Genomic DNA, 15,214 nt, shown 5'->3' on the forward strand with positions numbered 1-15,214 from the left:
GTATGGATGAAGCAACAGCATGCGATAAGATGGCTTATCCTGCATGCATTACTGAATTTTACTCATGAATAATGGCTGACCTCAATGAATTGACGGCCTTTGCCGCCGTCGCCCGACTGCGCAGCTTTCGCAAGGCGGCCCTTGAACGGGGCGTGTCCGCTTCCGCCCTCAGCCATGCGCTGCGGGCGCTGGAAGAGCGCCTGGGCGTGCGCCTGCTGAACCGCACCACGCGCAGCGTCACGCCGACCGAGGCGGGGCAGCAGTTGCTGGCGCGGCTGGCGCCGGCCATGCGCGAAATCGATGATGCCTTGCAGGACTTGAGCGCCTTGCAGGATGTGCCCGCAGGCAAGCTGCGCCTGAACGTGCCCCGTCCGGCCGCCCGGCTGCTGCTGGCGCCCATGCTGGCCAGCTTCATCGCCCGCTATCCGCGCGTGCAGGTGGAAGTGGTGACGGATGACGGCATGATCGATATCGTGCGCGACGGTTTTGACGCGGGCATCCGCTTCGGCGAGCAGGTGGCGGCCGACATGATCGCCGTGCCCGTGGGCGCGCCGCAACCTTTCGTGGTGGTGGCGTCGCCCGCCTACCTGGCGGCGCATGGGGCGCCAAGCACGCCGCGCGACTTGCTGGGGCATGCCTGCATCGGCCGGCGTTTTCCCAGCGGGCGCCAGTATGCGTGGGAGTTCGAGCAGGCAGGCGAGGGTGTCAGCATCGCCGTCGGCGGGCCGCTGGTGTTCGACGACGATGAACTGATGCTGCGCGCGGCCCGTGATGGCGCGGGACTGGCGTATGTGTACGAAGCCGATGCGCGCGCCGATATCGCGGCGGGACGCCTGGCGTGCGTGCTGGAACGTTGCCTGCCGCCGCCGCCCCGTTACTTCCTGTACTACCCGAGCCGGCGGCAGATGCCGCCCGTGCTGCGCGCCTTTGTCGACATGCTGCGCGCGCCGGCGATATAGTCAGCCGGCGTGCGGCGGCGCGGCGTGCTCGACCGGCCACTTGATGGTGAACAGGCTGCCGCCCGCCTTGCCACGCGTGCAGACGGCGCTGCCGCCATGCGCGCGCGCGATGGCTTCGACCACGGCCAGGCCCAGGCCGCTGCCCGCGTTCAAGTCGACCCTGTCGCTGTCGCCGCGGCGGAATGCTTCGAACACGTGCGGCGCCAGTTCCTCGGCAATGCCGGGGCCTGCATCTTCGACGCTCAGGTAGTACTGGCCGGCCTGCACGCGGGTGCGCACGCGCAGCAGGCCCGGATGCGCATAGCGGCGCGCGTTGTCGAGCAGGGCCAGCACGATTTGCCGGATGCGCGCCGCGTCGCAGCAGACGGGATGGTCGGACAGGTGCAGTTGCAGGGCAAAGCCGGCCGCTTCCATGTCCGGCGCCAGCAGGCGGCGCACTTCCTCGATTTCCAGCGTCAGGTCCGTCCATGCCATGCGCAGCTGCATGTGGCCGCTGTCGGCCAGGCTCAGGGTGCGCAAGTCCTCGATCAGGCGGCCCAGGTCTTCCACTTGCGACAGCAGGCTGGAAAACGGCACTTCCTCTGGCTTGAAGACGCCATCGACGACGCCTTGCAGGGTGCCGCGCAGGATGGTCACGGGCGTGCGCAGCTCGTGCGCGATGGCCGCATTCCACGTCTCGCTTTCCTTGGCCGCCCGCTGCAGGCGCTCGGCCATGCTGTTGAAATCGTCGACCAGCATGGCCGTTTCACCCAAGGTGCGGTCGCCGGCGAAGGCGCGCGCAGACAGGTCGCCATGCGCCACGCGGCGCACGCTGTCCATCACGGAATTGATCGGTTTTAAAATGCGCGACGCGAGCTTGATGGCGAAGAACGCGGCCAGCAGCAAGCCAAAGATGGTAATCGACAGTATCCATAGCCATTCCACCGTCGTCGGCGACCAGTCGTCCGGCTCGGACAGCATGTTGGGGTCGATCTTGAAGACGACGGCGAAAAACGTCCACGAAAAAATCCAGATGACGAGGATGCTGATGACCATCAGCACGGACATCGACAGCACGATCTGCCGGTTCAAGCCTGTGAAGCGCATCAGAGGTCGCTTTCCAGGCGGTAGCCCACACCGCGCAGGCTGGCCGGCATGTTCATCACGCCCGCTTCTTCCAGCTTCTTGCGCAGCTTGCTGACGTGGCTGTCCACCGTGCGTTCCAGCGAATTGCTCTCGGGCATGCACGACTCCAGCAATTCCAGGCGGCTGCAGACGCGGCGCGGCGTGCGCGCCAGGTGGGCCAGCAGGCGGAACTCCGTCAAGGTCAGGCTCAAAGGCACGGGCGCGCCTTCGCGCAGCACGCTGGCCACATAGGTTTCCTGGTCGATCTCGATGGGGCCGCAGCGCAGGCGCTGGCCGCCGACGGGGTGGTGGCGCACGCGCGAGCGGCGCAGCACGGCCGCCACGCGCGCCACCACTTCGGCCGGATTGAAGGGCTTGATGATGTAGTCGTCGGCGCCCACGCGCAGGGCGGCCAGTTTATCCGCATCCTGGTCGCGCGCCGTCAGCATGATGACGGGCGTCTCGCCGCGCCGCCGCACTTCCGCCAGCACGCCCCAGCCATCGACTCTGGGCATTTGCACGTCGAGCAGCAGCAGGTCCGGCGCCAGCGCCAGGTGCTGCTGCAGCGCTTCCTGGCCATCGTGCGCGAAGGCCGTGCGGTAGCCGTCGCGCTCCAGGTAGCCGGCGAGGATGCGGGCGATTTGCGGTTCATCTTCGGCGATCAGGACGAGGGCGGAAGGCGGCGTGGTGGCAAGGAAGGAGGGCTGGCTGGCGCTGTGATGATAGTTCATATAAATAGTCTAGCATTCTTCGCCGTCTCCATCGAATCTCCACATTTCTTTGACGGAACATCCATCTTGGCCTTCTATGCTCTTGTTATCTGTCGACCGGACCGCCGGTTGGGATCTGCCATAGAGAAAGACCATGCATCCGAGCCACCTCACCAAGAAAAACATGTTGATCGCCGCGGCACTGCTCAGCCTTGCCGCCTGTTCCAAACCCGCGCCGGAAGAAGGCGCCGCGCCGCCCGCCGCCGTTACTGTGCTCAAGCTGCAAGCGGTGCCTGTCGTCCTCAGCGATGAATTGCCGGGCAGGGTGGCCGCTTTCCGCACGGCCGATATCCGCCCGCAGGTGGGCGGCATCGTGCTGCGCCGCCAGTTCGAGCAGGGCGCCGAAGTGAAAGCGGGGCAGAAGCTGTTCCAGCTGAACCCGGCGCCATTCCAGGCGGACGTCGATTCGGCCGCCGCCGCCCTGCAGCATGCGGTGGCCACGGCGAACCGCGCCAGCAGCCAGGCCGACAGGTTGAAGCCGCTGGTGGAAGCGGACGCCATCAGCCGCCAGGCGTATGACGATGCCGTGGCCCAGCGCGAGCAAGCCGTGGCCACCGTGGCCCAGGCGCGCGCGGCCCTGGCGCGCCGCCGCCTGGACCTGGCCTTTGCCAGCATCGAGGCGCCCATTGCCGGGCGCATCGGCTCCGAACTGGTGACGGAAGGCGCGCTCGTGGGCCTGGCCGATGCCACGCCGATGGCGCGCATCCAGCAGATCGACAAGGTGTATGTCGACGTGCGCCAGCCGGCCGCCGCGCTGGCCGCGCTGCAAGCCTCCGGCACCGGCGGTGCCGACAAGCTGCCCGTGACCATTTTAGGCGCCGATGGCCAGCCGCATCCCGTCACGGGCCGCATCCTGTTCTCGGGCATCAGCGTCGATGCGGGCACGGGCGACGCCGTCATCCGCGTGCTGGTCGACAATCCGCGGCGCCAACTGCTGCCGGGCATGTTCGTGCGCGCCCGCATCGCCCGCGCCGTGCAGGCAGATGGCATGCTGCTGCCGCAGCAAGCCGTCTTGCACAGCAGCGGCGGCCAGGCGCAGGCCTGGGTGCTCGATGGCACGAACAAAGCAAGCCTTAAACCCATCAGCGTGGGCGACGTGATCGACCACCAGTACGTGGTCAACGGCGGCTTGAAGGCTGGCGAAACCGTCGTCATCGAAGGCCAGGAACGCTTGCAGCCGGGCGCCACCGCCGCACCGCAGCCATGGAAGCGCGCCGCAGCCGTTGCCGCCGCACCTGCCGTCAGCGCCGTGCGCTGACCCGTACATATTGAAAGTGTAACGACATGCCTCAATTTTTCATCAACCGCCCCGTCTTTGCGTGGGTGGTGGCGGTCTTCATCGTCCTGTTCGGACTGATCGCCATACCGCAATTGCCGATTGCGCGCTTCCCTTCGGTGGCGCCGCCCAGCGTCAGCATCAGCGCCAACTATCCTGGCGCCACGCCGCAAACCATGAACGATTCCGTGGTGGGTCTGATCGAACGCGAACTGTCGGGCGTCAAGCACCTGCTGTATTTCGAGTCGTCCACCGATACCTCGGGTTCGGCCTCGATCACCGTCACCTTCCAGCCGGGAACGAACCCGGAAATGGCGCAGGTGGACGTGCAAAACCGCCTGAAAGCCATCGAACCGCGCCTGCCGCAAGCCGTGCGGCAAAATGGCTTGACGGTGGAGTCGGCATCGTCCGGCTTCCTGATGATCGTCAGCCTGATTTCCGAGAATGGCCAGCATGACGAAGTGGCGCTGGGCGACTACCTGGCGCGCAACGTGACGGAAGAACTGCGCCGCATTCCCGGCGTGGGCAAGGTGCAGCTGTTCGGCTCCGAGCGGGCCATGCGCATCTGGGTCGATCCGGCCAAGCTGGTGTCGTACAACATCGCCATGGGCGAGCTGACGGCAGCGGTGGCGCAGCAGAATGCGCAGATCGCCCCGGGCCGCCTGGGCGATTCGCCCGCCGTGCACGGCCAGCGCGTCACGATTCCGCTGACGGTGCAGGGCCAGCTGCAAACGCCGGCCGAATTTGCCGCCATCGTCCTGCGCGCGAATGCGGATGGCTCGAAAGTGACCATCGGCGACGTGGCGAAAGTGTCGCTGGGCGCGCAAAGCTTCAATTTCAGCATCCGCGAAAACGGCCAGGCCGCTTCGGGCGCCGCCATCATGCTGTCGCCGGGCGCCAACGCCGTGCAGACGGCCAGCGCCGTGCGCGCGCGCATGGCCGAACTGGCGCACACGATGCCGGCCGGGATCAAGTATTCGGTGCCGTTCGATACGGCGCCGTTCGTGAAGATCTCGATCGAAAAGGTCGTCGTTACCCTGCTGGAAGCGATGGTGCTGGTGTTCCTCGTCATGTATCTGTTCCTGCAAAAGATACGCTACACGCTGATTCCCGCCATCGTCGCGCCGATTGCCCTGATGGGCACCTTCACGGTGATGCTGATGGCCGGCTATTCCGTCAACGTGCTGACCATGTTCGGCATGGTGCTGGCGATCGGCATCATCGTCGATGACGCCATCGTGGTGGTGGAAGCCGTCGAGCGCCTGATGGCGACCGAAGGCTTGTCGCCGAAGGAAGCGACGTCGAAGGCCATGCGCGAAATCACCGGTGCCGTCGTGGGCATCACCCTGGTGCTGACGGCCGTGTTCATCCCGATGGCGCTGGCCAGCGGTTCCGTGGGCGCCATCTACCGCCAGTTCACCCTGGCCATGGCCGTGTCGATCCTGTTCTCGGCGTTTTTGGCGCTGACCCTGACGCCGGCCCTGTGCGCCACCATGTTGAAACCGATCGGTCCGCACGACCATGACAAGAAGGGCTTCTTCCTGTGGTTCGACCGTCAGTTCGAGCGCATGACGGCCCGCTATGAGAAGGGCGTGGTGGCGATGCTCAAACGCGCGGGCCGTTCGATGGTCGTGTATGGCGCCATCGTCGCGGCGCTGGGCGTGGCCTTCATGCAGCTGCCTTCGGCCTTTTTGCCGGAAGAAGACCAGGGCTATTTCATCACCTCGATCCAGCTGCCGTCCGACGCCACCATGGAGCGCACGCTCGATGTCGTCAAACTGTACGAGCAGCACGTGGCCACGCGGCCCGGCATCGAAGTGAATCAGTCGATCCTCGGCTTCAGCTTTTCCGGCGCGGGGCCGAATGCTGGCCTGGCCTTCACCATGCTGAAGGACTGGAAACAGCGCAACGGCGCCACGGCGCAGGAAGAAGTGGCGCTGGCGCAGGAAGCCATGTCGCAGGCGAAGGAGGGCGTGATCATGAGCCTGATGCCGCCCGCCATCGATGAACTGGGCAACTCGTCCGGCTTTTCCATGCGCTTGCAAGACCGCGCCAACCAGGGTATCGCTGCCCTGCAGGCGGCGCAGAACCAGCTGCTGGGCCTGGCCGCGCAAAGCAGCAAGGTGGCGGGCGTGTATCCGGACGGCCTGCCGCCAGGCGCCAGCGTGCGCCTCGACATCGACCGCACGAAGGCGGAAGCGCTGGGTGTGTCGTTTACGGCCATTGCCGACATGCTGACGGCGGCCATGGGCTCGACCTATGTCAACGATTTCCCGAATGCGGGCCGCATGCAGCAGGTGATCATCCAGGCCGATGCGCCGTCGCGCATGCAGTTGAACGACGTGCTGGCCCTGCGCATCCGCAATAACGCGGGCGGCATGGTGGCCTTGGGCGAACTGGTGCGCCCCGTGTGGAGCGAGTCGCCGCTGCAACTGGTGCGCTACCAGGGTTATCCTGCGGCGCGCATTTCGGGCAGCGCGGCGCCGGGCGTATCGAGCGGCGACGCCATGCTGGAAATGGAGCGCCTGGTGAAACAGCTGCCGCCCGGCTTCGCGCTGGCGTGGACGGGGCAGTCGCTGCAAGAGAAGGAATCGGCGTCGCAAGCGCCCATGCTGATGGCGCTGTCGATGCTGGTGGTCTTCCTCGTGCTGGCGGCCCTGTATGAAAGCTGGAGCATTCCCGTCTCCGTGATGCTGGTCGTGCCTTTGGGCTTGCTGGGCGCAGTGCTGGCCGTGATGTTGCGCGGCATGCCGAACGATGTGTTCTTCAAGGTGGGCATGATCACGATCATCGGCCTGTCGGCGAAGAATGCGATCCTGATCGTCGAATATGCGCGCCAGCTGCAGGCGCAGGGCAAGGGTCTGGTCGAGGCGACGGTGGAAGCGGCCCGCTTGCGTTTGCGTCCGATCTTGATGACGTCCTTGGCCTTCGCGCTGGGCGTCGTGCCGCTGATGCTGGCCACGGGCGCCAGCGCCGAAACGCAGCATGCGATCGGCACGGGCGTGTTCGGCGGCATGATTACCGCCACCGTGCTGGCCGTGTTTTTCGTGCCCGTGTTCTTTGTCGTGGTGCTGGGCGCCGTCGACAAGATGGGCAGCTATTTCAACAAACGCAGTAATCGCATCGCCGTCAAGGCGGTGGAAGGGGAGTTGTAATGCGTTGGTTTCATCTGTTACCGATCGCCGGGCTGTTGTCGGCGTGTTCATTGACGCCGCCGCTGGTCAAGCCGGCGGCGCCGATACCGGCCAGCTATGGCGAGGTCGCCGCGCCAGGCATGGCCGACACTGCGGCCGACCTGGGCTGGCGCCAGATGCTGCTCGATGCGCGCCTGCAGCGTCTGGTCGACATCGCACTGGAAAACAACCGCGACTTGCGCGTGGCATCCCTTAACGTGGAAGCCGTGCGGGCGCAGTACCAGATCCAGGATGCGGGCCGCTATCCGGCCATCGGCGCGAATGCCGGCGGCGTGCGCCAGCGCGGCGCCGATGCGGTGACCCAGAACCACGCAGTACAAAGCCAATTTTCTGCCGGCATCGCCATGAGCGCGTTCGAGATCGACCTGTTCGGCCGCCTGCGGTCCTTGTCGGACGCGGCGTTTGCGCGCTACCTGGCCACGCAGCAGGGCCAGCGCGCCGCGCACATGGCCCTGATCGGCGCTGTCGCCGATGCGTACCTGGAACAGCGGCTGGCCGAGGAGCAGCTGGCGCTGGCGCGGCAAACCCTGCTTGACTGGCGCCAGGCTTTGACCCTGACGCAGCGCCTGCACGGCGCGCAGCAGGGCAGCGGCCTGGACGTGGCGCAGGCGGAAGGACAGGCGGCCACGGCGGAAGCGGACGTGCAGGCCCGGGAGCGGGCCAGCGCCTTGGCCCGCAACAGCCTGGAATTGCTGCTGGGCGCGCCGCTGCCAACGGACTTGCCGGCGGGCCGGCCGCTCGATGGCCAGCCCGTGCTGACGCAGCTGCCGCCCGGCCTGCCGTCGGACTTGCTGGCGCGCCGTCCCGACATCCTGCAAGCGGAATACGCGCTGGTGGCGGCGAATGCGGAAATCGGCGCGGCCCGCGCCGCCTTCTTCCCCCGTCTGTCGCTGACGGCGTCGCTGGGCTTTGCCAGCCCTGAGCTCGGCGACCTGTTCCGTGGCAGCGCGCGCAGCTGGTCGTTCGCGCCGCAAGTGACGCAGCCGCTGTTCCAGGGCGGCCAGCTGCGCGCGGAATTGCAACTGTCGCGCCTGCGCAAGGACATGGCCGTGCTGCAATACGAGCAGGCCATCCAGGCGGCCTTCCGCGACGTGCGCGACGGGCTGGCCGGCAGCGCCACGTATGCGCAGCAGATCGATGCGCAGCAGCGCGTGGTGGTTGCGGCGCAGCAGCGCCAGCGGCTGTCGCAGCTGCGCTACGACGCGGGCCAGGACAGCCGCCTGGAATTGCTCGACGCGCAGCGCCAGTCGTATGCTGCCCAGCAAACCCTGCTCGACGTGCGGCGCGACCAGTTCAAGTCGTCCGTGGCCCTGTACAAGGCGCTGGGGGGCGGGCTGGCGGAGTAGCCCGCCTTGCGGGGTGGCGGCCAGCCGGGCGTGGGCTTGCCAGGCTACGCGCCGGGCCAGTCGATCAACAGCGGTTGCGGCATCCACGGGTGCCGGATGGCAGCCAGGTTCCACGGCAAGCGGCTCAGCAGTACATCGAAGGGATTGCGCGCGACAGCCAGCGTGCATTTCCCGTCGCCTTTTTGCAGTCGGCCTTCGCGCTGCAGAAAGACCTGGCGCAATCCCTCGGGCGAGGTTTGTCCCACCGCTGGCCAATGGCGCATCACGGCGGCCAGCACTTGTTCGCACAGGGCCCTTTCTTCTTCTCCGAGGTCGACGGGTGGAGCAGGGAAGTCCGGTTCCAGGCCGCACAGCAGCTTGTTCAGCAGCAATTGCTGCTCCGGTGCATCGCTCCTGCCATCGACCAGGTATTGCAGCAAGTGAACGGCGTGCGCGCCGTGTTCGCCGCGCAGCTGCGGCCTGCCATCGCCGCCAGTGGCGAGCAAGTCCAGCCGCTGGAACATTGCCGGCAGGAACGGGTGGAGCAGCACCAGGCCGGCGTTCCTGATGCCGGCGATGTCAGGCGAATTTGCAGCGTCGTTCATGCGTTTATCCCGTCTGTTACGCTGTAAACACCCCGATCGGGCGGTTGCGCGCAAGACTCCAGCCTGTCGTGTACTGGGTACCTGGCTGGCCATCCGCCTGCTGCACGCTGTGGCTCCAGAGTATTTCCGTAAAGCTCAGCTTGAACTGCTCGGTGGGCATGTCGTCGGGATGGGTTTGCAGCTGGATTTCGCTGATCAGGACGTCGCGCAGGGCAATGGTGATGATGTTGGCCGTCTTGCCGCTCGAATAACGGGCGATGTACAGCCTGGTCGGCTGGGCCGCACCCCTGCCCAGTGGCTCGGCGCGCAGGCACAGTTCATACAGCTTGATGGACGTCTGGTCGACATATTTGACGCAGGTAAATTCCGTGATCACGGGCCGCCCTGACGTGCGCGCCGAATTGCTGACGTCCGTCGTCATTTGCTGTTTCATACCCTGGTGCAGCGAGACCAGCTCGATGCACGGGCCCAGGTCCTGCAGGGCGCCGCCATCGCGCCAGATGGCGTCGATGCCGGCGCTGCCACCGTCCGGCGTCTTGCCGAACACGAGTTCCGGGTTGCCGGGTTCCAGCAAGATCAAATCCATGGCGATGCTTCCTTCAAGTCAGTGTACACGGGCCTTCATGCGCTACAGGTGGATATTGCGCGGGCGTCGCCCTTGCCAACCCTCCTCGCCGTCGTCGTCGACAAGACAGACTTTTACCTGCGCCGTATTCGGTGACGTGAAGCGCACGATGACGGTGGCGCTCTGGCGGTCATGGGTGATGTACCACAGGGCGTCGCCTTGCGCCTGGCCGATGCTGTCCACGCGGCGCACCAGCAGGTCAGCCTGGCTGCGTTCCACCAGTGCCACGCTCAGCTGCGCTTCCTCCAAGTTTGTTGTCTGATACACGATTGCCACGGTCCGCTCCATGTTGTTGATTTTCCTGCCCAAGACTATACACCGAAAAAGTTGCCTAAACACAACCATAAATCGAGCCGAAATAACTTTTTTTGTGCCACTGCATCCAAACGCCGGCCCGGCGCGTAGTACAGGGGTGCGCTCACCGCAACGGCGGCACGAGCGGCACTTCCACTCTTTCAGGGGCCACGATCATGCCGATATTACCGACCTTGCCATTTGCCAAGCTGCTGCTTGTTTCCGCCGTCGCCATGTCGCTCGCCGCTTGCGGCGGCGATGACCATGATGATGTCGTCGTCACGCCACCGCCGCCCGTGGTGGTGGCCGGCGATGTCTTCGTGCTCACCGCCAGCAACAAGCTGCTGTCGTTCGACCGCGCCACGCCAGCCACCATCCGCACCACGGCCACCGTGACGGGCTTGCAGGCCGGCGAAAACCTGCTGGGCATCGATGTCCGTCCCGCCGATGGCCAGCTGTATGGCGTCGGCAGCACGGGGCGCATCTACAACCTGAATGGCGTGACGGGCGCCGCCACCGTGAAAGCCACCCTGGCGGCCGATGCGGGCGACGCGACGGCCCCCTATACGGCACTGGCCGGCACGGAATTCGGCGTCGATTTCAACCCGGTGGCCGACCGCCTGCGCATCGTCAGCAACACGGGGCAAAGCCTGCGCATCAATGTCGATACGGGCGCGACCACGACGGATGGCAACATCAACGGCGGCGTGGCCAGCACCGCCATCACGGCCGCCGCCTATACCAACAGCTTCGCCGGCACGGCCAGTACCACTTTATTTGTCATCGACGCGGCCAACGCCACCCTGTACACGCAAAATCCGCCCAACAACGGCACCCTGGCCAGTGCCGTGCCGCTGGGCGTGGCGGCGACCGGCGTGGCCGGTTTCGACATCGATGCACGCACGAATACGGGCTACGCCGTCATGACGGTGGCCGGCGTGCGCAATCTGTACACCGTGAACCTGGCGGCTGCTGCTGCGCCGGCGACCCTGGTGGCGGCCATCGGCGTGACGGAAGACCTGCGCGGCATCGCCTTGAAAGTGCCGGCCGCGCCCATCGCCTATGGCTTGACGGACGACGCCCGCATCGTCACCTTCAAGACGGCCACGCCGAACACGCTGGATGCCAATGTGGCCATCACGGGCCTGGCGGCGGGCGAACGCCTGCTGGGTTTTGACATCCGTCCCAAGGATGGCCTGCTGTACGGCATCTCCTCGGCGGGGCGCATCGTCACCATGGATCCGGCCACTGGCGCGGCCACGGTCAAGGCGACGCTGGCCGCCGATGCGGCGGACGCCAGCGCGCCCTACACGGCCATCGCCGGCACGGCCTTTGGCGTGGACTTCAATCCCGTCGCCGACCGCCTGCGCGTGATCGGTAACACGGGGCAAAGCTTGCGCATCAATGTCGATACGGGCGCCACCACCACCGATGGCGCCATCAACCGGGCAGGGGCGACGCCGGCCGTGACGGCGGCGGCCTACAGCAACAGCTTTGCCGGCACGACGGCAACCATGCTGTTCGATATCGACACGGCCAGCGCCAGTCTCGCCCTGCAAAATCCGCCGAATGACGGTACCCTCGTCAACGTGGGGCTGCTGGGCGTGGCGGCGGCGGGCGACGTGGGCTTCGATATCGCGGGCGGCGCCAACGGCCTGGCGCTGGCGGCCCTGCGCACTGCCGCCACGGGCCCCAGCTCCCTGTACCGCATCGATCTGGCGACAGGCGCGGCGGTGCTGAGCGGCGGCGCGGCCACGTCGGCGGCGTCCGCCATCGGCAACGGCACGGTGGGACTGGTGGATATCGCTATCGCGCTCAAGTAAGAAAATGCGCCGCAGCTTTGCTTTGATTCAATAATTCCAGTATTATGGAAATATTGTTGATATACGCAGGCTGCGGCGCATGGTGCCCGCGACGCCGCATCGAACGGAACCTCACCGCATGCTGACCGCTTTCCTGATCTTTTTCGCCACCTTAATCCTCGTCATCTGGCAGCCGCGCGGCCTGGGCATCGGCTGGAGCGCCGTCATCGGCGCCTGTGTCGCCTTGCTGGCCGGCGTGATCCACTGGGGCGACATCCCCGTCGTCTGGCATATCGTGTGGAACGCCACCGGCACCTTCATCGCCGTGATCATCATCAGCCTGCTGCTGGACGCGGCCGGCTTCTTCGAATGGGCCGCGCTGCACGTGGCGCGTTGGGGCGGCGGCAGCGGACGAAAACTGTTCGTGCTGCTGGTCTTGCTCGGCGCGCTCGTTTCCGCCGTGTTCGCCAATGACGGCGCCGCGCTGATCCTGACGCCCATCGTCATCGCCATGCTGCGGGCGCTGAAGTTTTCCGCCAAGGCCACGCTGGCCTACGTGATGGCGGCCGGCTTCATCGCCGACACGGCCAGCCTGCCGCTGGTGGTGTCGAACCTGGTGAATATCGTCTCGGCCGATTTCTTCAAGATCGGCTTTGCCGAATATGCATCCGTGATGGTGCCCGTCAACGTCGTCGCCGTGGCCGCCACCCTGGGGGCCTTGCTGCTCTTTTTCCACCGGGATATTCCCCGCGACTATGCAGTGGCGCAACTGAAGCGCCCGGACGCCGCCATCCGCGACCTGGGCACCTTTCGCGCCGGCTGGCTGGTGCTGGCGCTGCTGCTGGTGGGATTCTTCTCGCAAGAACACCTGGGCGTGCCCATCAGCCTGATCGCCGCCGTGGGCGCCGCGCTGTTGCTGGGCGTGGCCGGCAAGGGCCACGTGATTTCCACGCGCCACGTGCTGCGCCATGCGCCGTGGCACATCGTCGTCTTTTCGCTGGGCATGTACCTGGTCGTGTACGGCTTGCGCAATGCGGGTTTGACGGCTTACCTGACGGACATGCTGAACCACTTTGCGCAGTACGGCGTGTGGGGCGCGGCCATGGGCACGGGCGTGCTGACGGCCTTGCTGTCGTCCGTGATGAACAATCTGCCGACGGTGCTCGTCGGCGCGCTGGCCATCGACCCGACGACGGCGCAGGGGGCCGTGCGCGAGGCGATGATCTACGCGAACGTCATCGGCAGCGACCTGGGCCCGAAGATCACGCCCATCGGCAGCCTGGCCACCTTGCTGTGGTTGCATGTGCTCGACAGCAAGAACATCCACATTTCCTGGGGATACTATTTCCGCGTCGGCATCGTGCTGACCGTGCCCGTGCTGCTGGTGACCCTGGCCGCGCTGGCGCTGCGTCTGGGGTGATGTCAGAGGGGGAGATAGTTAACTAGACGACCGGTCAGATTTTTTGCTATACTGGCTGCATGAGCAAAAAATCTTCCGCCGACATGCGCCAGCACCTGATCGATATCGCCAAGGCCCTGATGGCCGAGAAGGGTTATACGGCCGTGGGCCTGGCCGAACTGGTGGCGGCGGCTGGCGTGCCGAAAGGTTCCTTCTACTATTACTTCAAGTCGAAGGAAGAGTTTGGCCAAGCCTTGCTCGATGACTATTTCACCACCTATCTGCAGACGGTCGACGCCTTGCTGGCGGGGCCTGGCAATGCCCGCGAGCGGCTGCTGGCCTATTTTGACTACTGGCGCGCGACGCAGGCCAGCAGCGCGCCGGAAGGCAAGTGCCTGGTGGTCAAGCTGGGCGCTGAAGTGTGCGACTTGTCCGTGGACATGGGCGCCGTGCTGCAGCACGGTACGGGCGCCATCCTGGACCGCCTGACTCAGTGCGTGGAAGCGGGCCATCTCGACGGTTCCTTGGCGGTGGCAATGCCGGCGCGCGTGCTGGCCGAATCCCTTTACCAGTTGTGGCTGGGCGCGTCCCTGATGGTCAAGGTGGCCAGGAGCGGCGGACCGTTCGACGCTGCCATGGCGACCACGCAACAGCTGCTGTCGTAGCCGTTTTTTTGACCATTAACTAGACGACCGGTCAGTTATGTCCGGTTTTTTCTGACTTAACATGAAAGCAATACGATGACCGAACAGCATGAAAGCGATTTATTTTCCCCGGTCGATCTGGGCGCGCTGGCATTGGCCAACCGCATCGTCATGGCGCCGCTCACGCGCAGCCGCATGGGCGACGATGGCGTGCCGAACGCCTTGCACGCCGAGTATTACGCCCAGCGCGCCAGCGCCGGCCTGATCATCAGCGAAGCGACGAATATTTCGGCCCAGGGCCGCGGCTATGCCCTGACCCCGGGAATCTGGACGGACGAGCAGGTGGTCGGCTGGAAGCTGGTCACCGATGCCGTGCATGCGGCCGGCGGCAAGATCGTTTGCCAGCTGTGGCATGTGGGACGGTTTTCGCATGCCAGCCTGCAGCCCGATGGCGCCGCGCCCGTCGCGCCATCCGCCATCCGGGCCGAGGGCAGCACCTACACCGCCAGCGGCATGCAGCCCGTGTCCATGCCGCGCGCGCTGGCAACGGGGGAAATCGCCGGCGTCGTCGCGCAGTATGCGCATGCGGCCGCATGCGCGCTGCGCGCCGGTTTCGATGGCGTCGAAGTGCATTCGGCCAACAGCTACCTGCTTGACCAGTTCTTGCGGGACTCGACCAACCGGCGCACGGACGCTTATGGCGGCAGCATCGAAAACCGCGCGCGGCTGACCTTGGAGGTAACGCACGCCGTAGTGAACGTGTGGGGCGCGGCGCGGGTCGGCATCCGCCTGTCTCCCGTCACGCCCGATGCGGGCAACACGCCGATCGACAGCGACGTGATGGCCACCTATGGCTACCTGATCGAACGGTTGAACCGGCATGGACTGGCGTACCTGCACTTCGTCGAGGGCGCCACGGCCACCTCGCGCGATGTGCCCGATGGCATCGACCTCGATGCGCTGCGGGCGCTGTTCAACGGCCCGTACATCGGCAACAACCACTATGACTTGCCGCTGGCGCAGGCGCGCCGCGCGCAAGGCAAGGTCGATGCGGTGGCGTTTGGCCGTCCCTTCATCGCCAACCCGGATCTGGTGGCGCGACTGCGCCATGGCGTGGCGCTGGCCGTGGCGCCGCGCGAGGCGTATTACGGCGGTGGCGCCAACGGCTATACCGACTGGCCCGCCAGCCAGTTCTGATTTCTCTTCACCCACCCAAG

At 65.8% G+C, this 15,214-nt stretch carries 13 protein-coding genes; 8 read left to right on the top strand and 5 right to left on the bottom strand.

The window, feature by feature from the left end:
• Nucleotides 1-71 precede the first annotated feature (71 nt).
• Entirely contained in the window at nt 72-959 is an 888-nt protein-coding gene (locus CSQ92_RS05060) for a LysR family transcriptional regulator (protein WP_099393399.1), read from the top strand.
• Here the strand turns inward: CSQ92_RS05060 and CSQ92_RS05065 are convergent, their stop codons facing one another.
• Both CSQ92_RS05065 and CSQ92_RS05070 read right to left on the bottom strand, forming a co-directional pair.
• Entirely contained in the window at nt 960-2,045 is a 1,086-nt protein-coding gene (locus CSQ92_RS05065) for an ATP-binding protein (RefSeq protein WP_070256502.1), read from the bottom strand. It lies immediately after the preceding gene.
• On the bottom strand, nt 2,045-2,794 hold the full coding sequence (locus CSQ92_RS05070) for a response regulator (RefSeq protein ID WP_034788109.1): 750 nt from the start codon (nt 2,792-2,794) through the stop codon (nt 2,045-2,047). Before CSQ92_RS05070 ends, CSQ92_RS05065 begins: the two co-directional genes overlap by 1 nt.
• Before the next feature lie 133 nt (nt 2,795-2,927).
• Between CSQ92_RS05070 and CSQ92_RS05075 the strand changes: the two genes are divergently transcribed.
• The 3 genes from CSQ92_RS05075 to CSQ92_RS05085 are packed head-to-tail and all read left to right on the top strand — an operon-like array spanning nt 2,928 to nt 8,649.
• Complete coding sequence (locus tag CSQ92_RS05075; protein ID WP_257219125.1) at nt 2,928-4,091, top strand: efflux RND transporter periplasmic adaptor subunit; 1,164 nt, start codon at nt 2,928-2,930, stop codon at nt 4,089-4,091.
• 26 nt (nt 4,092-4,117) lie between these two features.
• Nucleotides 4,118-7,264 carry an efflux RND transporter permease subunit gene (locus tag CSQ92_RS05080; protein WP_099393400.1) on the top strand — a complete coding sequence of 1,049 codons (3,147 nt, stop codon included), beginning with the start codon at nt 4,118-4,120 and terminating at the stop codon, nt 7,262-7,264.
• A complete protein-coding gene (locus CSQ92_RS05085) occupies nt 7,264-8,649 on the top strand; it encodes an efflux transporter outer membrane subunit (RefSeq protein ID WP_099393401.1) in 1,386 nt (461 codons plus the stop codon). Before CSQ92_RS05080 ends, CSQ92_RS05085 begins: the two co-directional genes overlap by 1 nt.
• Before the next feature lie 44 nt (nt 8,650-8,693).
• Here the strand turns inward: CSQ92_RS05085 and CSQ92_RS05090 are convergent, their stop codons facing one another.
• Genes CSQ92_RS05090 through CSQ92_RS05100 form a run of 3 tightly spaced genes read right to left on the bottom strand, consistent with a single transcriptional unit; the run spans nt 8,694 to nt 10,134 of the window.
• Nucleotides 8,694-9,233, bottom strand: coding sequence for a contractile injection system tape measure protein (locus CSQ92_RS05090; protein WP_034788123.1), 540 nt, complete (start codon nt 9,231-9,233; stop codon nt 8,694-8,696).
• 16 nt (nt 9,234-9,249) lie between these two features.
• Nucleotides 9,250-9,819, bottom strand: a complete 570-nt coding sequence (locus CSQ92_RS05095) for an Hcp family type VI secretion system effector (protein WP_099393402.1) — start codon at nt 9,817-9,819, stop codon at nt 9,250-9,252.
• Between the two features lie 42 nt (nt 9,820-9,861).
• Nucleotides 9,862-10,134, bottom strand: coding sequence for a DUF6150 family protein (locus CSQ92_RS05100; RefSeq protein ID WP_099394582.1), 273 nt, complete (start codon nt 10,132-10,134; stop codon nt 9,862-9,864).
• Nucleotides 10,135-10,328: 194 nt separating this feature from the next.
• On the opposite strand from CSQ92_RS05100, the gene CSQ92_RS05105 reads away from it, so the two are divergent.
• The 4 genes from CSQ92_RS05105 (at nt 10,329) to CSQ92_RS05120 (ending at nt 15,194) form a co-directional block, all read left to right on the top strand.
• Nucleotides 10,329-11,975 carry a DUF4394 domain-containing protein gene (locus CSQ92_RS05105; protein WP_099393403.1) on the top strand — a complete coding sequence of 549 codons (1,647 nt, stop codon included), beginning with the start codon at nt 10,329-10,331 and terminating at the stop codon, nt 11,973-11,975.
• Between the two features lie 118 nt (nt 11,976-12,093).
• Nucleotides 12,094-13,374 carry an arsenic transporter gene (locus CSQ92_RS05110; RefSeq protein ID WP_070256487.1) on the top strand — a complete coding sequence of 427 codons (1,281 nt, stop codon included), beginning with the start codon at nt 12,094-12,096 and terminating at the stop codon, nt 13,372-13,374.
• Between the two features lie 59 nt (nt 13,375-13,433).
• The gene (locus CSQ92_RS05115) at nt 13,434-14,018 is read left to right on the top strand and encodes a TetR/AcrR family transcriptional regulator (protein WP_218964034.1); all 585 of its coding nucleotides are present in this window, start codon (nt 13,434-13,436) and stop codon (nt 14,016-14,018) included.
• A 75-nt stretch (nt 14,019-14,093) separates the two neighbouring features.
• Nucleotides 14,094-15,194, top strand: coding sequence for an alkene reductase (locus tag CSQ92_RS05120; protein ID WP_099393404.1), 1,101 nt, complete (start codon nt 14,094-14,096; stop codon nt 15,192-15,194).
• Nucleotides 15,195-15,214 lie beyond the last annotated feature (20 nt).

The sequence above is a fragment of the Janthinobacterium sp. BJB446 genome (assembly GCF_002735655.1).
Taxonomy (GTDB): domain Bacteria; phylum Pseudomonadota; class Gammaproteobacteria; order Burkholderiales; family Burkholderiaceae_D; genus Janthinobacterium; species Janthinobacterium lividum.

Bases quoted from the DNA above. Each gene is read 5' to 3' on its own strand.
- CSQ92_RS05060 (WP_099393399.1), top strand. From the start codon at position 72: ATGGCTGACCTCAATGAATTGACGGCCTTTGCCGCCGTCGCCCGACTG.
- CSQ92_RS05065 (WP_070256502.1), bottom strand. From the start codon at position 2,045: ATGCGCTTCACAGGCTTGAACCGGCAGATCGTGCTGTCGATGTCCGTG.
- CSQ92_RS05070 (WP_034788109.1), bottom strand. From the start codon at position 2,794: ATGAACTATCATCACAGCGCCAGCCAGCCCTCCTTCCTTGCCACCACG.
- CSQ92_RS05075 (WP_257219125.1), top strand. From the start codon at position 2,928: ATGCATCCGAGCCACCTCACCAAGAAAAACATGTTGATCGCCGCGGCA.
- CSQ92_RS05080 (WP_099393400.1), top strand. From the start codon at position 4,118: ATGCCTCAATTTTTCATCAACCGCCCCGTCTTTGCGTGGGTGGTGGCG.
- CSQ92_RS05085 (WP_099393401.1), top strand. From the start codon at position 7,264: ATGCGTTGGTTTCATCTGTTACCGATCGCCGGGCTGTTGTCGGCGTGT.
- CSQ92_RS05090 (WP_034788123.1), bottom strand. From the start codon at position 9,233: ATGAACGACGCTGCAAATTCGCCTGACATCGCCGGCATCAGGAACGCC.
- CSQ92_RS05095 (WP_099393402.1), bottom strand. From the start codon at position 9,819: ATGGATTTGATCTTGCTGGAACCCGGCAACCCGGAACTCGTGTTCGGC.
- CSQ92_RS05105 (WP_099393403.1), top strand. From the start codon at position 10,329: ATGCCGATATTACCGACCTTGCCATTTGCCAAGCTGCTGCTTGTTTCC.
- CSQ92_RS05110 (WP_070256487.1), top strand. From the start codon at position 12,094: ATGCTGACCGCTTTCCTGATCTTTTTCGCCACCTTAATCCTCGTCATC.
- CSQ92_RS05115 (WP_218964034.1), top strand. From the start codon at position 13,434: ATGAGCAAAAAATCTTCCGCCGACATGCGCCAGCACCTGATCGATATC.
- CSQ92_RS05120 (WP_099393404.1), top strand. From the start codon at position 14,094: ATGACCGAACAGCATGAAAGCGATTTATTTTCCCCGGTCGATCTGGGC.